Raw genomic sequence first — 20,188 nt, forward strand, 5'->3', positions numbered from 1 at the left:
GCGCCTCCGCCTTTTCCATCCATGACCACGCCTGCCGAGATCGAACAACAACTCATCGCCCTGATCCAGTCCGCCATCCTCAAGAAGGTGGACCCGGAGGTGCCCCTGCTCGAATCCGGCCTGCTCGATTCCGTGGCCGCCGTCGAGTTGATGCTGGCCATCGAGAGCCGCTTCGGCTGCACGGTGCCCATCACCGAGGCGCAGGAGCATCTTTACTCGGTGCGCACGCTGACCGACTTCGTGGTCGCCAACGCAGCCTGAGGCCTGCCCCGCCCGCCATGCATTTCGACTACGACAGCGGCCGCTTCGTCCAGACCGAGTCCGGCGGTGAGCGGCCCGCCATCGTGGCCCGCGACCGCCACCTGGACTGGGCCCAACTGCAGCGCGAGGCCGAAGCCTGGTGCGACGAGGCCCGTCGCCTGGGCCTGGACGCGGACATGCCCATCGTCATCCGCGGCCACAAGGAAGCGGCCTTCATGGTGGCGCTGACGGGCGCGCTGATGCTGCGCGCGCCCTTCGTGCCGGTCGATGCCGTGTACCCGGCCGAGCGCCTGGCCAGCATCTGCCAGATCCTCGATGCCCATCTGCTCTACGACGCGGCCCAGGGCCGCTTCGAGGTGCTGCGCGACGGCGCCGGCACGCCGCTGGCCGAGAAGCAGCTCTGCTACGTGATGTTCACCTCGGGCACCACCGGCCAGCCCAAGGGCGTGCAGATCGGCCGCGAGAGCGTGCAGGGCCTGATCGACTGGATGCGTCTGGACTTCGGCCTCGGCGAGCGCCCGGTCTTCCTCGACCAGACGGTGTTCAGCTTCGATGTGTCGCTCTACGACGTGTTCGGCATGCTGGCGCTGGGCGGCACCATCCTTATGCTCGACCGGCAGGACGCCGCCTCGCCGCTGAAGGTGGCGGCATTGATGGCCGAGCATGGCGTGACGACCTGGGTGTCCACGCCGTCCTTCGCGCAGCAGCAGTTGGTCAACCCGGGCTTCACGCAGGCCGCGCTGCCGCAGTTGCGCGCCTTCGTCTTCTGCGGCGAGCCGCTGCCGGTGCCGCTGTGCCGGCAGCTGCGCAAACGCTTTCCCGATGTGCCGCTGCTCAACACCTATGGCCCCACCGAAGCCACGGTGGCGACCACGCTCCTGGTGGTGGAAGACGCCATGCTCGCCACCGACACGCCGCTGCCCATCGGCCGCGCCAAGCGCGACAGCGCCGTGTACTGCGACGAGGGCGAGCTGTGCATCGCCGGCCCGCATGTGATGCGCGGCTACCTCAACCGGCCCGACCTCAACGCCACGCGCATGTTCGTCCGCGACGGTCAGCGCGGCTTTCGCACAGGCGACCTCGGCACCGAGACCGAGGACGGCCTGCTCTTCTGCCATGGCCGCATCGACGACCAGATCAAGCTCAATGGCTACCGGCTGGAGCTGATGGAGGTGGACGCCGCCCTGGCCACGCTGCCGGGCAACCGCGGCGCCTCGGCGGTGGCCCTGCGCCGGCCCAACGGCGCCGTGGCCCGGCTGGTGGCCTTCGTCGAGACCGGGAGCGACGACCCGGCGCTGCCGGCCGAGCTGGCCGACTGGAAGGCGCTGCTGGCCGCGCGCCTGCCGCACTACATGATCCCGTCGGAGCTGCTGCCCTGCGCGCAGTTGCCGGTCTCGGTCAACTACAAGACCGACCGCGCCAGGCTGGCGCGGCTGTACGAGACGCTCAACGCTTGAAGGTGTCGGTGCGGGCCGGCTGCATCGTCAGCACCGGCTTGTCGGCCGTGCCGGTCATGAACAGGCTCAGATGGTCGCCGGCCTGCAGCGCGGGCAGGGCCTGCGCCGCGCTCGTGGCACCGCCGCAGGCCGCAGCCAGCTGGGCCTGCACCGGGTTCACCGAGCGTGCACCGGCCGCCATCGGCGCCACGTCGCGAACGACCGGCGTGCCGGCGGGTGCGATCTGCAACTGGGCCTTGGCACAGCCGGGCACCAGGTTGTAGAAGCGCAGCTCGGCCTTCAGCGCATCGGGCACGTCGCCCGTGTCGTCGATGGCGGTGAAGGCATAGGCGCTGCCCTCGCGCCGCAGCACCCAGGTGCCGAAGCGGTCGGGCTGCACCTCCAGCGTCGCGCTTTTCTTTCCCCCCACCTGAACGGCGAAGGGCCGGCCGCCGGCCACGATGGCATAGCTGGTGGCGGGCGTCTGCGGCCCGATGCGCTGGGCCGGGCCGTCGGCCACTTGTACCAGCAGCGTCTCGGTCGTGGGGTTGACCACGCGCACGAAGGACGAGCCGGCCGGTGGCCGCGCGGCATACAGCTGCGACAGGGCGCCGTCCTGGGCCTGGGCGGGCAGTGTCACGAAGGCGGAGACGGCGGGCAGCACCAGCGCGCGAAGGAGGAAGGCGAGAGGCTTCATCAGAATTGAAAGTAGAGGAACCGCGCTTCGCGATGCAGGTTCATGACGCTGACCAGCAGCAGGATCAGCACCACGACCAGCCAGCCTGTGCTCGGCTGCCAGCGCAGCCACGTGGGCCGGCCTTCCTGCACGCGCCCCAGGGCAGGCGAGAAGCGGCCGAGGATCTGGTAGGCGTTCGGCGCGCCCCAGGCGATGGCCAGCAGCCCCACGATCAGCAGCGCCTGCATGTGGCGGCCGATCAGCGCCTGCCAGCCCGCCCAGCCCTGCGCCAGCAGGCCGGCCGTCTGCGCGCCGCCCAGCGACTCCACGCCGCGCAGCCCGGCCATGCCTTCGAGCAGTGCCAGGGCGCCCTGCACGTCATGGGCGCGGAAGAACACATGCGCCACCGTCACCGAGGCAAAGGTCAGGCCCACGCAGGCGATGAGCCACAGCCGCTTGCCGCGCGCACCCTGCGGCGCGATGCGTGGCGCCAGGCCGATGCGCCAGGCGTGGTTGAGGCACAGGTAGCTGCCATGCAGCAGCCCGTAGATGAAGAACTGCAGCCCTGCGCCATGCCACACGCCCGCCAGGCCCATGGTGTAGAGCGTGGGCCAGCCGATCATCAGCGCGAAGCCCAGCGGCGTGCGGCTGCCGGCGGCACCCACCGGCAGGCCGCGGCGGCTGCGCCAGCGCGACACCTTCATGGCCATCGGGTAGTAGAGGTAGGTGGTGAGGTAGCGCGTCAGCGTCATGTGCCAGCGCGCCCAGTAGTCGATGATGCTGGCCGCCTTGAAGGGCGAGTTGAAGTTCAGCGGAAAGCGCACGCCGAACATCTTGGCCAGGCCCAGCGCCATGTCCGAATAGCCCGAGAAGTCGAAGTACAGCTGCAGCGTGTAGGCCAGCGCGGCGCCCCAGGCGCCCCAGAACTGAGGGTCGCCCGGCGCCGCGAAGCCGGCGTCGGCATAGGGTGCGATGCTGTCGGCCAGCAGCACCTTCTTGGCCAGCCCGATGACGAACAGCGTGCCGCCCACCGACAGGTTCTCGGCGCGGAAGCGGTAGGTCTCGGCCTGGTCGAACTGCGGCATCATTTCCTTGTGATGCAACACCGGCCCCGCGATCAGGTGCGGGAAGAAGGTGACGAACAGCGTGTGGTTGAGCAGGCTCGCCTTCTTCACCGCGCCGGCCTGGCAGTCCAGCAGGTAGCCGATCTGCGTGAAGGTGAAGAAGGAGATGCCCAGCGGCAGCAGGATGTCCTGCACCGGCCCCGCGCGCAGCCCCAGGTCGGCCAGCGCAGCCAGTAGCGTGGTGAAGTACTTGTAGTGGAACAGCAGCGCCAGGTTGCAGCCCACGCCCACCGCGGTGATCCACCACTGCCGGCGCTTGTCGGCAGCACTGCCGATGATGAGCCGGCTGAACACATGGTTGACCAGGATCGAGCCGGCCAGCAGCGCGACGAAGCGCGGGTTCCACCAGCCGTAGAAGACGAAGGAGGTCAGGCACAGCCACAGCGCCGCCCAGCGCCGGCCGGCCGCGGCCAGGGCGTAGTAGCCACCCAGCGCCACTGGCAGGAAGAGGAACAGGAAGAGGTACGAGTTGAACAGCATGCGCGTCAGGGCAGGGCGGCGGCGGCACGCGCCTCGTCGGCGCTCAGGGGCAGCGAGAGCGAGAGCTCGGAGAAGGTCCACACCACGAGCTTGAGGCTGGCGGGCCAACGGTCCTGCTGGGCCAGGGCGGCCAGCATGGCGCCGGAGAAGTAGCCGCCGTCGTGGCTGATGGTCCAGACCTCGCGTCCGAGCTGGCGGCCCAGGCGGCCGGGGAATTCGCTGCGAAGGCCGTTGGAGTCGCCCACCAGCAGCACCTCGGCCGACGGTCCCGCATCCAGCAGACCGCCAGTGGCCACGGGCACGATGCGCTCGGGCGTGAATTGCTCCAGCGTCGGGCGCCAACCTTCGGGCATTCGATCCAGGCCGGCCAGCACGATCAGGTCGCCCATGCGCGGCTCGGGCGCTGCGCCGCGCTGCTCGTCGAAGCGCTGGCTGCCCGGGCCGCCGAGCATCGGCAAGGCGGCGCGGGCGATGGCGTCGGCCGCCGCCTCGGCGCCCGCCGGGGCCATGTGCACGTCGGTGCGGTAGTAGGCCTGGGGCAGGGCCGCCAGCGCAGGGCGCAGGTCCACCTGCGTCACGCCGGCCTCGGCCAGGCGCTGCTGCCAGTCGTCCAGCCGGGCCTGCATGACGGTCGACACCGGCAGGCCGCACAGGTGCGCGGCCTCGATGCGCGACTTGTCCGGCACCGTGGCCACCACCAGTTGCACGCCGCGCGCGCGCAGCACCTGCGCCCAGTGCCGCATCAGGGCCAGGCGGCGCGCATAGGCCGCGGCCGCGACGGCCTCGCCGGCCGGTGGCCGCAGCCCGTCGCGGTAGAAGAGCCAGCCCGGGCAGCCCGGGGCCACCTGCGGACCCAGGTCGCCCAGCAGGCGCCAGCGCAGGCCGGCACCCCAGCGCGTCCAGTCGGACTGGCCGGGCAAGGCGCCCAGCGTGCGGTTCATGGCGGCCTCGGCGCCGGTCTGCTGCCAGGCGGTGCGATCCGTCGTTCCCAGCCGCCACGCGCCCCAGGCGAGGCCGGCGACCAGCAGCAGGCCGATGACGATGGCGAAGGGGACGTGCCGGCGGTCGGGGGGGGCGGAGGCGGAGGGCGGGGGCGCCGGCGGTGCGGCCATGCTCACGCGAGCGCGGCCTGGATGCGGCGCTGCCACTCCTCGGCCGACACCACCGACGCGCTGTCCCACAGCCCGCGCGCGTCCGGTCCCAGGTGGAAGTTGGGCTCGAACAGCTGCCACACCAGCGCCTGCGGCTTCTGCTGGCGGAAGGCATTCGATTCCACGTACTCGAGCAGCACCCGCCAGAAGCCCACGTCGCCCGGCTTCCAGTTGACCGACACCGGCCGGTCCAGCACGTTCGACAGCTTCTGCGGAAAGCCGAAGTAGGGCTGCACCATGCTGTTGCCGGTGACGTGCACCGGCGAGGGCGCGTCGGCCAGCAGGCTTTCTCCGTCGCCGGCGCGGCGCACCGAGTAGATCTCGCGGCCCACGGCGCGGCGCTGCTCGGGCGACAGGAAGCGGTCCGCCAGATCGCCGTAGCGGCGCTCGTTGATCAGCGGCCCCAGCGCCATGCCGGTGCCGGGCTGGCCGGCCAGGTTGGGCACCTTCTGGCGGATCAGGTCGGCCGTGGCCTGGGCCGTGGCGTCGGCCGCGGGCTGCGCCCAATGCTGGTCGGTGCGGTAGTAGACCGCCTGGCCGGCGGCCTTGAGGGCCATCAGCAGCTTGTCGTCGTCGAAGGTGGCCACGCCCGCCGTCTGCAGGCGCGAGAGGATGCCGGCGTAGCGCTGGCGCATCTCGGGCGACATGGGCTTGTCCGCGGGCAGCTTCTCCTCGTAGATGCGCATCTTGTCGGGCAGCACCGGCACCACCAGGGCCACGCCCTTGGCCGCCAGCAACTGGCTCACCTGCACCACGCGCGCCACGGTGGCGTCGATGCCCTTCCAGTCGGGCGTGGTCAGGCTGTCCCAGGCCGCGAAGATGTAGTTGTCCTGGCCCACGAAGGCCAGGTTGTCGGCGGGCTGGGCCCGTGCCAGGCCGGCCAGGGCCAGGCCCATGGGCAGGCCCAGCAGGTGGCGGCGTCGCAGGCCGCTGGCGGTGCGGTCGTCGGTCATGGATGCAAACCCCTCGTCGTGTCGTCTCGGTGCGCGCGGTTGGGCCGCGCGTCGGCAGGAATCAGTAGGAATAGGACAGCGTCATGAACAGGCCCTTGGCCCGGTCGGCATCGCCGCCCAGGCGGGCGCGGTACTGCAGGCTCAGGTCGGCATGCGAGCGCTGGGCGTTGTAGCGGTCCTCGTTGAGCCAGTAGCGCAGGTTGACGCCGATGCCGGCGCCGGCGGACCAGCTGCTGCCGTTGCCCGCCAGCGCGAAGCTGCTGGCGCCGGCCAGCGGCACGCCGCTGACGCGCGCCTGCGTCGAGTACCAGTCGGCCGCCAGCGTGACGTGCGGGAACACCACCAGCCGGTCGCTGTACGAGGTCAGGAAGCTGCGGCCCACGCGCACTTCACCGGCCGCGAAGCCCTGGCCGCGGCGCAGGCGCCCGTTGCCGGTGGCGAGCGTGTTGCCCGAGGCATCGCGCTCGGTGTAGTCCACGCCATGGTCCAGCAGCGTGTAGCCGGCCTGCACGTAGCCTTCCATCGTGTACCAGCTGGGCTTGTCCAGCCGCAGCGCGGTGCCCTCGTAGAAGCCGTAGAGCATGTAGGCCTGCCACCCGCCCGAGGCCTTGCCGCCCTGGTAGTCGATGGTGGCGGCCTGGCTGTTGAGTGCGCAGCGCACCGAGGCCGGCCCGGCGTTGATGGCGCCCGAGCGCGTGGCCGTGCCCAGCAGGAACTGACGCTCGATGCCGAAGGTGAGGTTGGTGCCCGCATCGGGCGTGAAGCGCGCGCCGATGGCGCCCGTGGTCGACGGCCAGCCCGAGGCGCTGTTGAAGGTGCCCTGGCTCACGGTGGTCGTGCCGCCGCAGGGGTTGTCCACCACCTGCGCGCCGGTCACCGTGTTGCCGCTGTGCAGCGTGTTGGACAGCCGGCCGTAGACCTCGAAGGTGCGGTTGCTGCTGTTGAGGAACTCCGGCGGGCGCCAGTAGGCCTCCACGGTGCTGAAGGTGGAATTGCCCGGCACCGAGATCGGCTGGCCGGCCAGCGCGTTCGAGGGCGAGCGCGCGCCGCGGTAGCCCACCGAGGCGTTGACGCCCCATTCGCGCGAGAAGTTGGCGACGGCGCTGCGGGTGTCGAAGCGCTGCTGCCTGTCGAGCGTGAGCTTGCCCGCGTCGGCATCGTCGATGGCCTGCCGCAGCATGGCGGCGGCGGCGGGGCGGTTGCCGACGGCGGCGGTGGCATAGGCCTCGTCCAGCACGTTGGTCTCGGGCGCCTCGCCGGTGCTGCGCGCCGCCACGAAGTCCTGCAGCGACAGGTCGTACTGCTTGCGCGCGCCATAGAGGTAGGCGCGCTGGCGCAGCAGGCCGGCGTCGGTGGGCTTGGCCGCCAGGGCGGTGTTCAGGCGGTCCATGGCCTCCTGCTGCTCCTGCGCATTGCCGGAGGCCAGCGTGGTGGTCAGCAGGTTCTGGTTGGCCTCGCTGTCGGGCTGCTCGGCCACGGCGCGGCGGGCCAGGGCGATGGCCTTGGGGTATTCCTGCCGGCCATAGGCCGCATAGGCACGGCTGGCGGGGCTGTCGGTGCCCGGGTCGTCCCAGGGCGCCAGTTCGCAGACGGTGCCGTAGGGCGTGTCGCGGCACAGCTGCAGCGGCGCATGGGTCTCCAGGCTGTTGTCGGCGTCGGTGCCCCAGCCGGCGAAGCGGCTTGCACGCTTGAGCCTTGCCTGCGCCTGGGCATCGTCCGCCGGCAGCGGGGCCAGCAGCGCCTTGGCGCGATCGGGCTGGTCGGCGGCCAGCGCCAGGTCGGCGCCGATCAGCCGGGCATTGCGGCGCTGGTCGTCGGTGATCCAGTCCAGCGCCAGCACCTCGTCGATGTCCTGCTGCGCGGCGGCGGTCTCGCCCAGCGACTGGCGCAGGTAGGCGCGCAGCAGCTGCACGCCGGTGTTCTCGTCGTCGGCCGACAGGGCTTCGGTGGCGGCCTTCTCGGCTGCGGCGTCGTCGCGCATGGCCTGCAGCACACCGATGAGCAGCATGCGGTGGCTGGCCACGTCGGGCGCGATGCGCACCGCATCGCGGGCCTCGGCCAGCGCCTCGCGGTTGCGGCCCTTGTTGAGGGCGGCGTAGGCGGCCTGGGCGTGCAGGTTGGCGATCTGCTGCCGCGCCAGTCGCATGCGGGCCATGATCGCGTCCTTGTTGGGCGCGCCCAGGGCCATGGCCACGTTGCCGTACTGCACCACGTCGTCGTAGCGCTGCTGGTTCTCCAGCGCGTTGAGCCACAGCAGGGTCCAGGGCCCTTGGCTGGGATCGATGCGCACCGCCTGCTCGGCCAGCTTTGCGGCCTCGGCGTACTTGCCGTCGTTGTAGAGGGTGTAGGCCTCGGTGGCGATGGGAAAGCCGCGGCGATAGGCCTCGGTGGTGGGGGCGGCGCCGGTGCCGGCGGGCGCCGGACGCAGGTTGACCAGCGCGGCCTGCAGCTCGGGGCTGCCGTGGCCCTGCGCGATGGCCTGCGCGGCGCTGCGTTCGGCCTCGTCCAGGCGGCCGAGCTTCTGCAGCGTGTAGACGCGCAGCAGCTGCAGGCGCGGCACGTCCGGCCGCAGCTTGAGGGCCGCGTCGGCGCGCTCCAGGGCCAGGGCATAGCGGCCCTGGTTGTAGGCGCGGTAGCCCTGCGCGGCCAGGCGCCAGGCGGTGCCGCGCAGGCGGTTGCCGCCGCGGCTCGCGCGGCCGGCGCGGGGCCCGGGCGCACGCGCGGCGGGGGCCGCGCGGCGCTCGCCGGGCCGCACGAACTGCGCGGGCGCGTCGGGCGAGGGCGACTCCTGCAACTGCGCCAGGTCCAGCCGAGTGGGGATCGTCGGCAGGCGGCGGGCGCCGGCGCCCAGCACCACGTCCGGCCCGCCGGGCGGGAAGGGGCCCTGCGGCGGCGCCGGCGGCGGCGCACCGCCGATCTGCATGAGCGGGTCGGCGTCGGCGGAAGAGGGCAGGCCCCGCGGCTCGATGCGGGCCATGCGCACCATGGCCAGGCTGTCGCCCGACAGGCGCCGGCGCCAGCCGGGCAGTTCGGCCATCTGCAGGGCGTCCTGCGGTGTCTCGGGCACGGGCGTGGGCGCCGGCTGTCCGCCGGCCGTGGCCGTCTCGGGCAGCGCCAAACGGTAGGCGACACGCAGCTGGACGCCGGTGTCCTGCCCGGCGGGTGCCTCGGCGGCGAGGGGCGCGACCGAGGCCAGGGCCGGCATCACCGGCCAGGCCGCGGCCAGGGCCATCGCCAGCGTGGCTTTGCGGTGCAGCGGTTTCATGCGGGAGCCTGTTGTTGGGTGTGGGTTTCGAGGCCGACGAACTGCGAGTCGTTCTCCTGGAAGGCGATGGCCTCGTCGAGGGTGGCGTCGTCCAGCCAGCCGTTGTCCACCAGGATGGCGCCCAGCGGCCGGCGCGACTGCGCCTGCTGGCGCAGCGCGGCCTCCAGGTGCTCGGGGTCGATGGCCCGCCATGACAGCAGCAGCTCGCCCAGGCGCTGGCGCGTCTGCACCAGGTGGTCGTCGGAGGGGAAGTCGTGCATGGTCTTGTCCCACACCAGCCGCGTGCCGAAGAGCTTGTGCGACAGGAACAGGCGCCAGGCCCGGGCCGCGGCGGCGGCATTGATGAAGTTGCCCACCACCATTCGCGGCACCGACAGCAGGCCGTGCTCCCAGCCGTACATGCGGGTCACGAACCAGGCGCGCTGCAGCACGCGCCAGACCAGCAGCACGCCGTTGATGGCCATCACCGTCACCACCCAGCTGCCCGGATGCAGCAGCGGCGGGTAGTGCACGGTGAACCAGCCGAACTGGTAGGCCAGGAAGAACAGCATGAAGTTCAGCACCAGCAGGTAGCCCAGCATGGCGACGAAGGAGGTCACCAGGCCCTTGCGGTCACGGTAGAGCAGGTACTTGGCCGCGAGCGAGCCGCGCCAGCCCACCTGCTCCCAGCCCTGGAAGCCGATGCCCAGCGTCCAGCGGGCCTTCTGCCGGTAGGCGGTGCGGAAGGTGTCGGGGAAGAACTCCCGCACGCCCAGCGGCATGCGCAGGGCATGCACCTTCTCGCGCCCCAGGCCGAACCACGAGCTGCGCCGCGTCACGTAGTCCACCTCGAAGCGGCCGAAGATCTGCTTCATGCCGAGCTGGCCCAGGCGGTTGCCGATGTCGTAGTCCTCGGTCAGGCTGTCCACGTTGAAGGGCTGGTTCTGCGTGGCCTCGGCCAGGGTGTGCAGGGCGCGCAGCGAGAAGCAGGTGCCCACGCCGGCCGACGGCACGGTGCCCGCCAGGCTCTCGCGCACCACCAGGTCCTTGCTGTGCCATTCGGCGAACTCGTCCATGTAGGTGCCGGCCACCAGTTCGAACCAGTGGCGCTCCAGCGAGGTCACCGGCAGCTGGATGAAGTCCATCCGCGGCAGCAGGTAGTTGTAGTACTTGAGCTCCAGCGGGTGGAGCACGTCCTCGCTGTCGTGCAGCACCACGCCCGCGAAGCGCTGGCCGGTGGACTTCTCGTACTTGAACACGGCCTGCACGACCCAGTTGAGGCAGTCGGCCTTGCAGGTGGGGCCGTCGTGCGGCACCTCCACGCGCACCAGGTGGCGGTAGCGCCGGCGCATGCGCTCCACCTCCTCGATGGTGCGCGCGTCGTTGCGGTAGGTGCCCACGAAGATCGCGTAGTCGCGGTACTCCAGCGTGGAGACCATGTTGGCCAGCATGGGCGCGATCACGTCGTACTCGTGCCACGCCGGGATCATGATGGCCATGGGCTGCTCTGCGCGTTCGCGCAGCTGCGCCACCGACAGCGGCGCATAGCGCCGCCGCACGGTGAGCGCGCGCCAGGCCTCGCGCACCCAGTACCAGAGGTCGATGAACAGGTCGTCCAGCCCCGAGATCAGCACCAGCACCGCCACGGTCGCCGTCAGCACCTCCAGCAGGTGGTAGTAGTCGGCCGCCAGGTACGGCCAGTAGAGCGAGTCCATGCGGGAAAAGAGCCTCAGCGCCGCATGCCGGCCGATGGCGGCGCCATCCTCTGCCGGCATCGGCAGGACCGGGCACTTGCGCGAAACAAGAGGCCGCGGAGCAGGCCACGCGCGTGCACCCGCGGAACTGGCTTTGCCAGGCCGCCGGGTGCGCCCCCTTCAGGGGGGGGGCGTAGCGCGCAGCGCGCAGCCTGGGGGTCACTTGTTCCGGTCATGGCGACGCTTCAGGCGATGGGCGATCACGAAGAGCAGCAGCAGTGCCAGCAGCGCGAAGGCGATCACCGGCACGCCCCACGACAGGTGGCGGCGCCATTCGGCCAGGAAGCCGGAGCCTTCGGGCGCGGCGTCGCTGTTGGCCGCGGCGCTGCCATCGGACCAGGCCACCGGGCCTTCATCGCCCAGCACGGCCAGGTCGCCACGGTTGAGCACGAAGGGCTTGCCCAGCGCCGGCTGCGTGCCCAGCACCTGGTAGACGAGGCCGTACTGGCCGTGGCTGCTGGCCACCTCGATGGCGCTGGCCTGGGCCAGCCCACCGACGTCCAGCCAGGGCGACTGCTTGCCGTTGATGCGCAGGTGGCCGTCCTTGACGGACACGCGGGCGTTGGCACCGTCGACCGGCACCTGCAGCGCCAGGAAGGGGCGGGCGGGGCTGAAGGCACCCTGGCCCTGCACCACCAGCTCGGCCCGCACGGGGCTCACGCCCGATGCGGCGGCGATGCGCACCAGTCGCGGCAGCGTGGCGATGGCGTCGGCCAGGTAAGACTCGGGCACGGCCACCTGCGGGTGGTAGGCCATCAGCGGCAGCAGGCCGACGAAGGTGCCGTCGGGCGCGGCGTCGCCCGTGCGCAGGGCGGTGGTGCGCAGCACCTGCACGGGGTAGGCCTGGGGCGCCTCGTTGCAGCCGTCGTAGTAGGGCTGGCGCTGGATGGCCACGCGCAGCACGTTGTTCAGGCCCAGCACGTAGCTGGGCACGCGGGCGTCGATGCGCTCGGGATGGCCGTCGGCGTTGAGCTGGCGGGCGCCGAGGAGGGTGTCGTTCCAGTACACCGTGGCCACCGGGCGCGAGCGGCCCGCGCTGGGCGAGACGGCCAGGTCGACGCCGATGTCGGTGGGCAGGCGGCCGTCGGCCGACAGCGCGGCCAGCGGCATGGTGACTGTCCAGTCGCCCTTGGCGAGCACGTCGAAGTTGGGGTTGGTGCCGCCCCATTGCGTCGGATGGATGACCGTGCGGCTGCCGGCCTCGGCCTGGTCGGCCTTGTCGATCACGGCATTGCGGCCGATGAGCACGTTGCGCCAGGCGTCGGCGAAGGCACCGGCGGCCTGCGCGCCGGCATCTTCGGCCAGCACGATCACGGGCCGCGCACCCAGCGTGGCCAGGCGCACCATGTGCGAGGGCATGCCGTCGGCGGCCAGGGCGGTCTGCCGGCCGCGCCAGTCCGACAGCGCGCGGGCGGCGTCGGCATCGGCATTGAGTTGCGTGGCCAGCGCGTCGAGCGCGGCATTCATCTGCTGGCGCAGGGTGGCGTCCATGACGAGCAGGTCGCCCGTGGCGGCACCGGAGCCCAGCACCATCAGCGCGCCCACCTCGGCGGCATCGCGGATCTGGTGGCGGGCGTCGCCGGCGGCCAGGCCCGAGAAGGCGGGCAGGCCGGCCAGCGCGGGCGGGATCTGCCAGCCCTGGGTGTCGACGCTGTCGCCCACCGCGGGGAAGCTGCGCACGTTGATCTGGCGGCCGGCCTGTTCCATGGCCAGGCCGATGCGCCAGGCGCTGTCGTAGGCGCCCTTGGACAGGCGCTTGCCGGCCACGATCATCGTCGGCCTGGCGGGCAGCGCCACCCAGGCGTCGGCCAGGTTGGTCAGGGCGCCGCTGGTGAAGCGGTAGGTGAAGCGGGTGTCGGGCTCGACGGCCAGCACGTTGCCCGAGGGACGCTCATAGGCGCAGATGCGCTCGGGCGAGTTGTTGATCCAGCTGACGCCCAGGCGCAGGAAGCCGTCGACGATGGTGCGGGTGTCCACCTTCAGCACCTGGCTGGCGTCGCCCTCGGCCGTGTCCACCCGGGTGGCATAGCTGGGCCGGCCGTTGACGGCCAGCGTCATCGAGGTGCGGGCCTCCTCGGGCTTGTAGTAGCGGCCGCGGAAGTCGATGCCCGCATCGGCAATGGCCACGTTGCGCGGCACCGGCAGGTAGAACTCCTGCTTGGCGTCGAAGCCGGTGAGCAGCACGGTGCGGGTGATCCCCAGGTCGGCCAGCGTGAAGCTGCGCGTGACCCAGGTCTCGCCCTGCAGTCGCTGCAGGGCGTCGCCCGCAGGACTGGCCAGGGCGGCGACGGGGGCCAGCAGGCCGATCCCGAGGACCAGTGGAAGAGGATGAAGCAGGCGGTGGGGCAGTCTCATGCGAAGTCCAGGCTCGGAACGGAAGCGGGTTGGAGGGGCGGGGGCGCGAACTCGGCCACGGGGCGGCCGCACAGCGCATCGACGATGCGGCGGCAGGCATGGCCGTCGCCGTAGGGGTTGCCGCGGCGGGCGATCTCGGCATGGGCGTGCGGGTCGTCCAGCAGGCGCCGGGCGGCGCGCAGGATGCGCTCGGGCGCCGTGCCCACCAGGTGGGCGGTGCCGGCGGCCACGGCCTCGGGGCGTTCGGTCACGTCGCGCATCACCAGCACGGGTTTGCCGAGGTGGGGCGCCTCTTCCTGCACGCCGCCGGAGTCGGTCAGGATCAGGTGGGCGCGGCGCATCAGCCAGATGAAGTCCAGGTAGCCCACCGGCTCGATCAGGTGGACATTGGGCAGGCCGTGCAGCAGCTGCATCACGACGCCGCGCACGTTGGGATTCATGTGCACCGGATAGACCACCTCGACGTCGTCGCGCAGGGCCAGCTCGCGCAGGGCGGCGCAGATCTGCCGGAAGCCGTCGCCGAAGTTCTCGCGCCGGTGGCCGGTGACCAGCACCAGCCGGCGGCCGGGCGCGAGCCAGCCGTAGCGGCCGGAGACGGTGGCCGACAGCGCGGGATCGGCGTCCAGCCGGGCCAGCGCGGCGGCCAGCGCGTCGATGACGGTGTTGCCCGTCACCCAGGCGCGGCCGCCCAGGTTCTCGCGTCGCAGCGCATCGCGCGCGGCGGGCGTGGGGGCGAACATCCACTCGCTCATCACATCGACGACGCGGCGGTTCATCTCCTCGGGGAAGGGCGCCTTCATGTCGCCGCTGCGCAGGCCTGCCTCCACATGGCCCACCGGGATGCGCAGGTGGAAGGCGGCCAGGGCGCAGGCGGCGGCGGTGGTGGTGTCGCCATGCACCAGCACGCAGTCGGGGCGCAGTTCGCGCAGCACCTCGTCCATGCGCGTCGTGAGGCGGGCGCTGAGTTGGTTGAGCGTCTGGTCCGGCTGCATCACGTCCAGGTCGTGATCGGCCTTCAGGCCGAACAGCCCCATGGCCTGCGCCAGCATCTCGCGGTGCTGGCCGGTGATGCACAGGGTGCTGCGCAGCTGGGGCTCCGCGGCCAGCGCGGACACCAGGGGCGCCATCTTGATGGCTTCGGGGCGGGTTCCAAAAATCGAGAGGACGTGCATCGGAAGGCGGAAAGCGTGCCGCGGCCAGAGCGCCCGGACGGCGGACTCCGCCGCGTCCCCGGGACTCTTGGCTTCAACGGTACGGACTGTTAACTTTAGTTAACTATGGTATCGAGCGTGCCGGACAAGACGCCGAACTGCACGCTGAAAAGGGACTGAAATGTGAACTATTGTTAACTAACGGCGAGCGTCGCCGGGCTTTCCCAGCGGAGCCTGACTCCGTGCGCCCAGGCCATGTGGCCGATGACCCGGTCCAATGCAAAAGGTCCCCCTGCCGGTGAAGGCAGGGGGACCTTGAAAAGGGGGGCGGCGGGGATCGCCGCCGACCGCGGGGGCCCCGGCGCCCAGCATCTTCGGCCGCGCCCCGACGGGCGGGCGGAAAACAGGGGCCGGCTCCGCGGCGGTGGACGCTCAGTGGCGCAGCTTGTCGGCGGCGTCCTTGGCCGCTTCCTTGGTGTCGCCGTAGGCTTCCTGGGCCTTGCCGGCGGCCTTGTCGGCCATGCCTTCGGCCTGCATCTTTTCGCTGCCGAAGGCCTTGCCCACGGTCTCCTTGACCGAACCCTTGGCCTGCTTCAGGTTGCCCTGCACGGAATCCTTGTTCATGAATACCTCCTGGTCGAAGCGCCTGCGGCGGGATTGCCCCAGGCATTCGCGATGCGGCGAATGCATCCATGCTAGGCAGACGAGGCGTGCAGAACAGGGCGGACCACCCCATGCCGGCGTAGTGCGGAAAGCCTGCCGCCTGTAGGCGCCGGATGGCGTGGGCCGTCGCTTTTGCATGCCTCCCCACGAAGCGACTTCCTGCCTGGCTGGCGCGGGTACGTCCATCCACCATAAGGCGCACGTTGCGGCCTAGCCACTAGCACGTCGATGGCCCGCGCGGCAAGCAGCCGTTCGATTGACGTTCTCGTTACCGCAGTTAACAATTCATTAACATTCGGCCAAGAGTCTCCTTTTTTCCCTCTCCATCTTCCGCAAAGGCCCCGATGAGGTTCAGCACGCGGCACGCTCGGGGCTTTACGCTCATCGAGGTCATGATCGTGGTCGCCATCGTGGCGATCCTCACGGCCATCGCCCTGCCCAGTTACCGCGACTACGTGCTGCGCGGCCAGATGGTGGACGGCACCAACGGCCTGGCGACGATGCAGGCCAACATGGAGCGGTACTTCCAGGACAACCGGCAGTACTCCGACGTGAGCAGCAGCGTGCAGTCGCCCTGCCGCACCGGCACGGACGCCTCGCGCACGGTCGGCAAGTTCCTCATCTCCTGCGACAGCACGACGGCCAATGCCTATTCGATCCAGGCGGTCTCCAGCGCGCTGGGCGGGCTGACCTTCAAGCTCGACCAGACCGGCAAACGCTCGACTTCCAACCTGCCCTCCGGCTGGGGCGCCGACTGCGCCAACGCGTGGATCCTCAAGCGAGGCCAGACGTGTCCCTCCTGAGGCGCGGCGCGCGCGGGGGGCGGAGCCGCGTGGCCGGCTTCACCCTCGTCGAGCTGATGATCACCGTCTCGCTGCTGGCGATCCTGCTGGCGGTGGGCGTGCCCTCGCTGGCCGACTGGGTCCGCAACAGCCGCATCCGTACCGCGGCCAACAACATCCAGGACAGCCTGCGCACCGCCCAGGCCGAGGCGATGAGCCGCAGCCGTCCCATGGTGCTGGTGTTCACCGACAGTCCGCCGGCCACGGCCCCCGCGTCGGTGGCCGTGCGCAGCGGCGGCAGGTTCTGGGCCGTCTACCAGCTGCCGCTGGACGGCTCGGCCGAAACGGCGCAACTGGTCGTCTCGGGCAACTTCAGCGGCGGGGCCGATGGCGTGGCGGTGACGGGGCCCGCGGCCCTGTGCTTCAGCAGCCTGGGGCGCGTCGTGTCCACCGGTGCGAGTTCGGGCCTGACGGCCGCCTGCCAGGTGCCCACCGGCACACCGCCGCAGCAGGCCTACAACGTCACGCTCACGGGTGCCGACCGGCCCCTGCGCGTGACCGTGGGCCTGAGCGGCCAGGTGCGCATGTGCGACCCGGCCCGCAACATCACCAGCAGCCCCGACGGCTGTCCGAGCTGAGCGCCGCATGCCCCTCCACACCGATCGCGCCGCCCCGTCGCGCGGCCCCCGCCAGGCGGGTGTCGCGCTGATCGAGGTGCTGGTCTCCATCCTGCTGTTCTCCATCGCCCTGCTGGGGTTGATCGGCCTGCAGGCCCAGGCGACCTCGCTGTCGCTGGAGGCCGACTACCGCAGCCGCGCGGCCCTGCTGGCCGACGAGATCGCCGCCCAGGTCTGGATGAAGAAGACGGTCGCGCTGGACAACGACGCCATCACGAGCTGGAAGAACAAGGTGGCCTCGTCCGCCAGCCTGCTGCCCAGCGGCACCGGCGGCTTCGACCGCGTCGGCAGCACCAACGCGGTGGACATCACCATCACCTGGAAGCCGCCCTCGCGCAGCAGCACCGACGCCGCCAGCAGCTTCCGCACGCGGGTCACCGTGCCTTCGCTGTGAACCGGATGGCCGCACGCACGATGCTCCTTCGCGCTGCCGCGGGCCGGCGGTCCGCGCGCGGCGTTTCGCTGATCGAACTGCTGGTCGCCATGGCCCTGGGCCTGATCGTGGTGCTGGCCGTGATGAGCATGCTGGTGGTGGGTGAGGCCAACCGCCGCACCACCACCGGCACCAACGACATGACCCAGACCGGCGGCTTCACGGTCGCCACGCTCGACCGGGCGCTGCGCTCCGCCGGCGCGGGCTTCGCCCAGGGCTTCGACTGGGGCGTGATGGGCTGCAAGCTCCATGCGGCGCGCAACGGCACCAACGTGCTGCCGGTGAGCGCCGCCTTCCCGGCCCCCTTCGCAGGCCTGCTGGGCGGCGCGACGGACAGCGCCGACCTGCGCCTGGCGCCGGTGCTGATCGGCCAGGGGCAGAGCCAGACCGGCTCCGACATCCTCGTCACCATGGGCGGCAGCGCCGCGCTCGGCGACCTGCCGCGCCTGGTGCGCGGCAATGCCGGCACCCAGAAGATCCTGCTGGACAACACCCTCGGCCTGCAGGCCAACGACGTGCTGCTCATCAGCGCCAAGAGCGCGGGCGACTGCGTGGTCACGCAGGTCGATGGCACCTTCACGCCGCCCGCGGGCGGCACCGACACGCTGCCGCTGGCCGGCCTGTACTTCCGCGCCAACACCACCAGCAGTTCGCTGGCCGGCATCGCCGGCAGCGCCGACGCCTACATGACCGCCCTCGGCAACCAGGATGCCGACAACCTGCAGATGCAGATGTTCGGCGTGGGCACCGGCGGCATCCTGTACCGCTACGACCTGCTGCGCTCGACCGGCAGCAGTGCCGCCGAGCCGCTGGCCGAGGGCGTCTATGCGCTGCGGGCGCTCTATGCCGTGGACAGCAGCTCGACGCCGGACGGCGTGTGGGACGGCGGCTATGTGGCGCCCACCGGCGACTACACCATCAAGACCCTGATGAAGACGCCGGACACCCAGCGCCGCATCGTCGGCGTGCGCGTGGCCATGCTGGTGCGCAGCCCCGTGTACGAGAAGACGATGGTGTCGCCGGCCACGTACGTGCTGTTCAGCGACCAGACGGCGCTCAAGTACACGGTCAACCTTTCCGACGACGACCGGCACTACCGCTACCGCGTCATCGACACCGTCGTTCCCCTGCGCAACCTGTTGATGAAGCAGCCCGCCTCATGAGCTTTCGTCCCGTGTCACGGCCGCGCCGCGCGGCCGGCCTGCGGCGCCAGCGCGGCGTCGTGCTCGTCTTCTGCCTGATCGTGCTGGTGGTGCTGCTGGCCGGCGGCGTCGCCGTCACGCGCTCGATGAATGCCTCGCTGTCCAACACCGGCAGCCTGGCGCTGCGCCGCGACCTGGTCAACCAGGCCGAGTCGGCCATCAAGCGCGCCATGGACCAGACCTATCCGGTGGGCGGCACGGCCGCCGCCAACAAGGCGCTCAACTACAGCCCGACGCCGCTGGACGTCAACGACATGGGCATCCCCAACGCGCTGCTCACCGACACGGCCTTCGGCGCCGTGGGCAGCACGGCCAACGACATGGACGGCGCCATCGGCGACCTGACCGGGGGCGTGCGCATCCGCTACGTGGTGGACCGCATGTGCGACATCGCCGCCCAGAGCGCCACCGACCAGGGCCGCGGCCACTGCGTGCCGATCACGCGCGAGGCCGTGGGCGGCAGCGCCCAGCTCGCCACCCGGGCGCCGCCGCCGGTGCAGCCCATCTACCGCGTCACCGTGCGCGTGACCGGGCCGCGCAACACGCAGGTCTTCGTCCAGAGCTCGTTCACCAAGCCCGAAAGCTGATGCGGGCGCGCCCCGAGCCGCCTCGCCTACCCGTCGTGAAGCACGAACCCGCCATGCCCAAGCCCCTCCTTCGATGCGCGCAGCGCCTGTGCTGCCTGCTGCTGATGCTGGTGCTGCCCTTCCATGGGGTGGCGCTGGCGGCGTCGCTGGCCGACCAGCCGGTGTTCTCCAGCTCCAGCGTGCCCGGTAACCTGGCGCTGGCACTGTCGGTGGAATGGCCGACCGCCTCGCGCACGGCGCACACCGACAACTACGCCAACACCAGCCGCTTCCTGGGCTACTTCGACACCGAGAAGTGCTACCGCTACGTGCAGAACACGGCGGCCAACGTGACGGACGGCGGCATCACGATCGAGACCGGCAAGGGCGACCAGAGCTACTTCACGCCCATCGGCGCCGCCACCAACCGCACCTGCAGCGGGGCCTGGAGCGGCAACTTCCTCAACTGGGCCACCACCGCGGCCATCGATCCCTTCCGCTGGGCCATGACGGGCGGGCGCCGCGTGGTCGACACGGTCGACACCACCATCATCGAGAAGGGCTGGCATTCGGGTCAGGGCCTGTTCAACGACCGCAACCTGCCGCAGCAGTACATTGCCGGCGCCACGCCGTTCACCAGCGCCAGCTCGCTGGGCATCTCCATCAACGGCCGCGGCTTCGCGATGCGGCTGACGCCCACCACCGGCATCCGCGGCGACTACTACGCCAACACCGTCAACCAGAACCCCGCCGGCAACCCCACCTATACCAACTACGCCGATTCGCTCAACACCAACTGGGGCACGGGCGGGCCGGGCAATGGGGTGGGCACGGACAACTTCACGGCGATCTACAACGTCACCTTCGCCGCGCCGAGCAGCGGCAGCTACCGCTTCCGCACCACGTCGGACGACGGCGTGCTGCTCTACGTCAACGACGTGCTGCAGATCAACCAGTGGAACGACCACGGCACGCAGCAGGACGTGACCGGCGACCTCGTCTTCACGGCCGGGCAGTCGGTGCGGGTGCAGGTCAAGTACTACGAGCGCGGCGGCGGCGCCGTCATGCAACTGGAGATGCAGCCGCCGGGCGGCAGCTATGCCTCGCTGTCCTCGCAGCTCGCGCCGACGCTGGACTACACGGTGCGCGTGAAGGTCTGCGACCCCTCGGCCGGTGCCGGCGGCGTGGAGGCCAACTGCACGCAGTACGGCAACAACTGGAAGCCCGAGGGCCTGGTGCAGCAGTACGCGGGCGACATCCGATTCAGCGCCTTCGGCTAC

At 71.1% G+C, this 20,188-nt stretch carries 16 protein-coding genes and 1 pseudogene; 8 read left to right on the forward strand and 9 right to left on the reverse strand.

Annotated features, from left to right (window positions below; all coding sequences use genetic code 11):
- Positions 1 to 21: 21 nt before the first annotated feature.
- Positions 22 to 261: an acyl carrier protein gene (locus KBC94_RS05405; protein WP_017760834.1), complete on the forward strand. Its 240-nt coding sequence runs from the start codon at positions 22 to 24 to the stop codon at positions 259 to 261.
- A 17-nt stretch (positions 262 to 278) separates the two neighbouring features.
- The gene (locus KBC94_RS05410; protein WP_294367210.1) at positions 279 to 1,718 is read left to right on the forward strand and encodes an AMP-binding protein; all 1,440 of its coding nucleotides are present in this window, start codon (positions 279 to 281) and stop codon (positions 1,716 to 1,718) included.
- On the opposite strand, the gene KBC94_RS05415 is transcribed toward KBC94_RS05410, so the two are convergent.
- From KBC94_RS05415 to KBC94_RS05455, 9 genes are all read right to left on the reverse strand, one after another.
- Positions 1,708 to 2,394 carry an alginate O-acetyltransferase AlgF gene (locus tag KBC94_RS05415; RefSeq protein WP_294367212.1) on the reverse strand — a complete coding sequence of 229 codons (687 nt, stop codon included), beginning with the start codon at positions 2,392 to 2,394 and terminating at the stop codon, positions 1,708 to 1,710. The genes KBC94_RS05410 and KBC94_RS05415 overlap by 11 nt on opposite strands.
- Entirely contained in the window at positions 2,394 to 3,977 is a 1,584-nt protein-coding gene (locus KBC94_RS05420) for an MBOAT family O-acyltransferase (RefSeq protein WP_294367214.1), read from the reverse strand. The genes KBC94_RS05415 and KBC94_RS05420 overlap by 1 nt, the downstream gene beginning before the upstream one ends.
- Positions 3,978 to 3,982: 5 nt before the next feature.
- Entirely contained in the window at positions 3,983 to 5,089 is a 1,107-nt protein-coding gene (locus tag KBC94_RS05425) for a cell division protein FtsQ (protein WP_294367623.1), read from the reverse strand.
- A 2-nt stretch (positions 5,090 to 5,091) separates the two neighbouring features.
- Positions 5,092 to 6,081 carry a twin-arginine translocation pathway signal gene (locus KBC94_RS05430; RefSeq protein ID WP_294367216.1) on the reverse strand — a complete coding sequence of 330 codons (990 nt, stop codon included), beginning with the start codon at positions 6,079 to 6,081 and terminating at the stop codon, positions 5,092 to 5,094.
- A gap of 61 nt (positions 6,082 to 6,142) precedes the next feature.
- Complete coding sequence (locus KBC94_RS05435; protein WP_294367217.1) at positions 6,143 to 9,346, reverse strand: hypothetical protein; 3,204 nt, start codon at positions 9,344 to 9,346, stop codon at positions 6,143 to 6,145.
- On the reverse strand, positions 9,343 to 11,040 hold the full coding sequence (locus tag KBC94_RS05440) for a glycosyl transferase family protein (RefSeq protein WP_294367624.1): 1,698 nt from the start codon (positions 11,038 to 11,040) through the stop codon (positions 9,343 to 9,345). Before KBC94_RS05440 ends, KBC94_RS05435 begins: the two co-directional genes overlap by 4 nt.
- Positions 11,041 to 11,238: 198 nt before the next feature.
- Positions 11,239 to 13,434: a cellulose biosynthesis cyclic di-GMP-binding regulatory protein BcsB gene (locus KBC94_RS05445; RefSeq protein ID WP_294367218.1), complete on the reverse strand. Its 2,196-nt coding sequence runs from the start codon at positions 13,432 to 13,434 to the stop codon at positions 11,239 to 11,241.
- Complete coding sequence (wecB, locus tag KBC94_RS05450; RefSeq protein ID WP_294367219.1) at positions 13,431 to 14,606, reverse strand: non-hydrolyzing UDP-N-acetylglucosamine 2-epimerase; 1,176 nt, start codon at positions 14,604 to 14,606, stop codon at positions 13,431 to 13,433. The genes KBC94_RS05445 and wecB overlap by 4 nt, the downstream gene beginning before the upstream one ends.
- A gap of 411 nt (positions 14,607 to 15,017) precedes the next feature.
- Positions 15,018 to 15,209 carry a CsbD family protein gene (locus KBC94_RS05455; protein WP_017757436.1) on the reverse strand — a complete coding sequence of 64 codons (192 nt, stop codon included), beginning with the start codon at positions 15,207 to 15,209 and terminating at the stop codon, positions 15,018 to 15,020.
- 383 nt (positions 15,210 to 15,592) lie between these two features.
- Between KBC94_RS05455 and KBC94_RS05460 the strand changes: the two genes are divergently transcribed.
- From KBC94_RS05460 to KBC94_RS28845, 6 genes and pseudogenes are all read left to right on the forward strand, one after another.
- The gene (locus tag KBC94_RS05460; RefSeq protein ID WP_294367221.1) at positions 15,593 to 16,051 is read left to right on the forward strand and encodes a type IV pilin protein; all 459 of its coding nucleotides are present in this window, start codon (positions 15,593 to 15,595) and stop codon (positions 16,049 to 16,051) included.
- On the forward strand, positions 16,039 to 16,668 hold the full coding sequence (locus tag KBC94_RS05465) for a GspH/FimT family pseudopilin (RefSeq protein WP_294367223.1): 630 nt from the start codon (positions 16,039 to 16,041) through the stop codon (positions 16,666 to 16,668). Before KBC94_RS05460 ends, KBC94_RS05465 begins: the two co-directional genes overlap by 13 nt.
- A gap of 7 nt (positions 16,669 to 16,675) precedes the next feature.
- On the forward strand, positions 16,676 to 17,101 hold the full coding sequence (locus KBC94_RS05470) for a prepilin-type N-terminal cleavage/methylation domain-containing protein (RefSeq protein WP_294367225.1): 426 nt from the start codon (positions 16,676 to 16,678) through the stop codon (positions 17,099 to 17,101).
- Positions 17,102 to 17,106: 5 nt separating this feature from the next.
- Positions 17,107 to 18,303 carry a PilW family protein gene (locus KBC94_RS05475; protein ID WP_294367227.1) on the forward strand — a complete coding sequence of 399 codons (1,197 nt, stop codon included), beginning with the start codon at positions 17,107 to 17,109 and terminating at the stop codon, positions 18,301 to 18,303.
- A complete protein-coding gene (locus tag KBC94_RS05480; protein ID WP_294367229.1) occupies positions 18,300 to 18,929 on the forward strand; it encodes a hypothetical protein in 630 nt (209 codons plus the stop codon). The genes KBC94_RS05475 and KBC94_RS05480 overlap by 4 nt, the downstream gene beginning before the upstream one ends.
- 662 nt (positions 18,930 to 19,591) lie before the next feature.
- Positions 19,592 to 19,999: pseudogene (locus KBC94_RS28845) on the forward strand (PA14 domain-containing protein); the annotation flags it as partial.
- Positions 20,000 to 20,188 lie beyond the last annotated feature (189 nt).

The organism is Pseudacidovorax sp. (assembly GCF_017991995.1).
GTDB lineage: Bacteria > Pseudomonadota > Gammaproteobacteria > Burkholderiales > Burkholderiaceae_C > Xenophilus.

Excerpts from the sequence above, each read along its gene's own strand:
- KBC94_RS05460 (WP_294367221.1), top strand. The coding sequence starts at position 15,593 with ATGAGGTTCAGCACGCGGCACGCTCGGGGCTTTACGCTCATCGAGGTC.
- KBC94_RS05480 (WP_294367229.1), top strand. The coding sequence starts at position 18,300 with ATGAGCTTTCGTCCCGTGTCACGGCCGCGCCGCGCGGCCGGCCTGCGG.
- KBC94_RS05445 (WP_294367218.1), bottom strand. The coding sequence starts at position 13,434 with ATGAGACTGCCCCACCGCCTGCTTCATCCTCTTCCACTGGTCCTCGGG.
- KBC94_RS05425 (WP_294367623.1), bottom strand. The coding sequence starts at position 5,089 with ATGGCCGCACCGCCGGCGCCCCCGCCCTCCGCCTCCGCCCCCCCCGAC.
- KBC94_RS05415 (WP_294367212.1), bottom strand. The coding sequence starts at position 2,394 with ATGAAGCCTCTCGCCTTCCTCCTTCGCGCGCTGGTGCTGCCCGCCGTC.
- KBC94_RS05475 (WP_294367227.1), top strand. The coding sequence starts at position 17,107 with ATGGCCGCACGCACGATGCTCCTTCGCGCTGCCGCGGGCCGGCGGTCC.
- KBC94_RS05470 (WP_294367225.1), top strand. The coding sequence starts at position 16,676 with ATGCCCCTCCACACCGATCGCGCCGCCCCGTCGCGCGGCCCCCGCCAG.
- KBC94_RS05440 (WP_294367624.1), bottom strand. The coding sequence starts at position 11,040 with ATGGACTCGCTCTACTGGCCGTACCTGGCGGCCGACTACTACCACCTG.
- KBC94_RS05430 (WP_294367216.1), bottom strand. The coding sequence starts at position 6,081 with ATGACCGACGACCGCACCGCCAGCGGCCTGCGACGCCGCCACCTGCTG.
- KBC94_RS05420 (WP_294367214.1), bottom strand. The coding sequence starts at position 3,977 with ATGCTGTTCAACTCGTACCTCTTCCTGTTCCTCTTCCTGCCAGTGGCG.
- KBC94_RS05410 (WP_294367210.1), top strand. The coding sequence starts at position 279 with ATGCATTTCGACTACGACAGCGGCCGCTTCGTCCAGACCGAGTCCGGC.
- KBC94_RS05435 (WP_294367217.1), bottom strand. The coding sequence starts at position 9,346 with ATGAAACCGCTGCACCGCAAAGCCACGCTGGCGATGGCCCTGGCCGCG.
- KBC94_RS05455 (WP_017757436.1), bottom strand. The coding sequence starts at position 15,209 with ATGAACAAGGATTCCGTGCAGGGCAACCTGAAGCAGGCCAAGGGTTCG.
- KBC94_RS05405 (WP_017760834.1), top strand. The coding sequence starts at position 22 with ATGACCACGCCTGCCGAGATCGAACAACAACTCATCGCCCTGATCCAG.
- wecB (WP_294367219.1), bottom strand. The coding sequence starts at position 14,606 with ATGCACGTCCTCTCGATTTTTGGAACCCGCCCCGAAGCCATCAAGATG.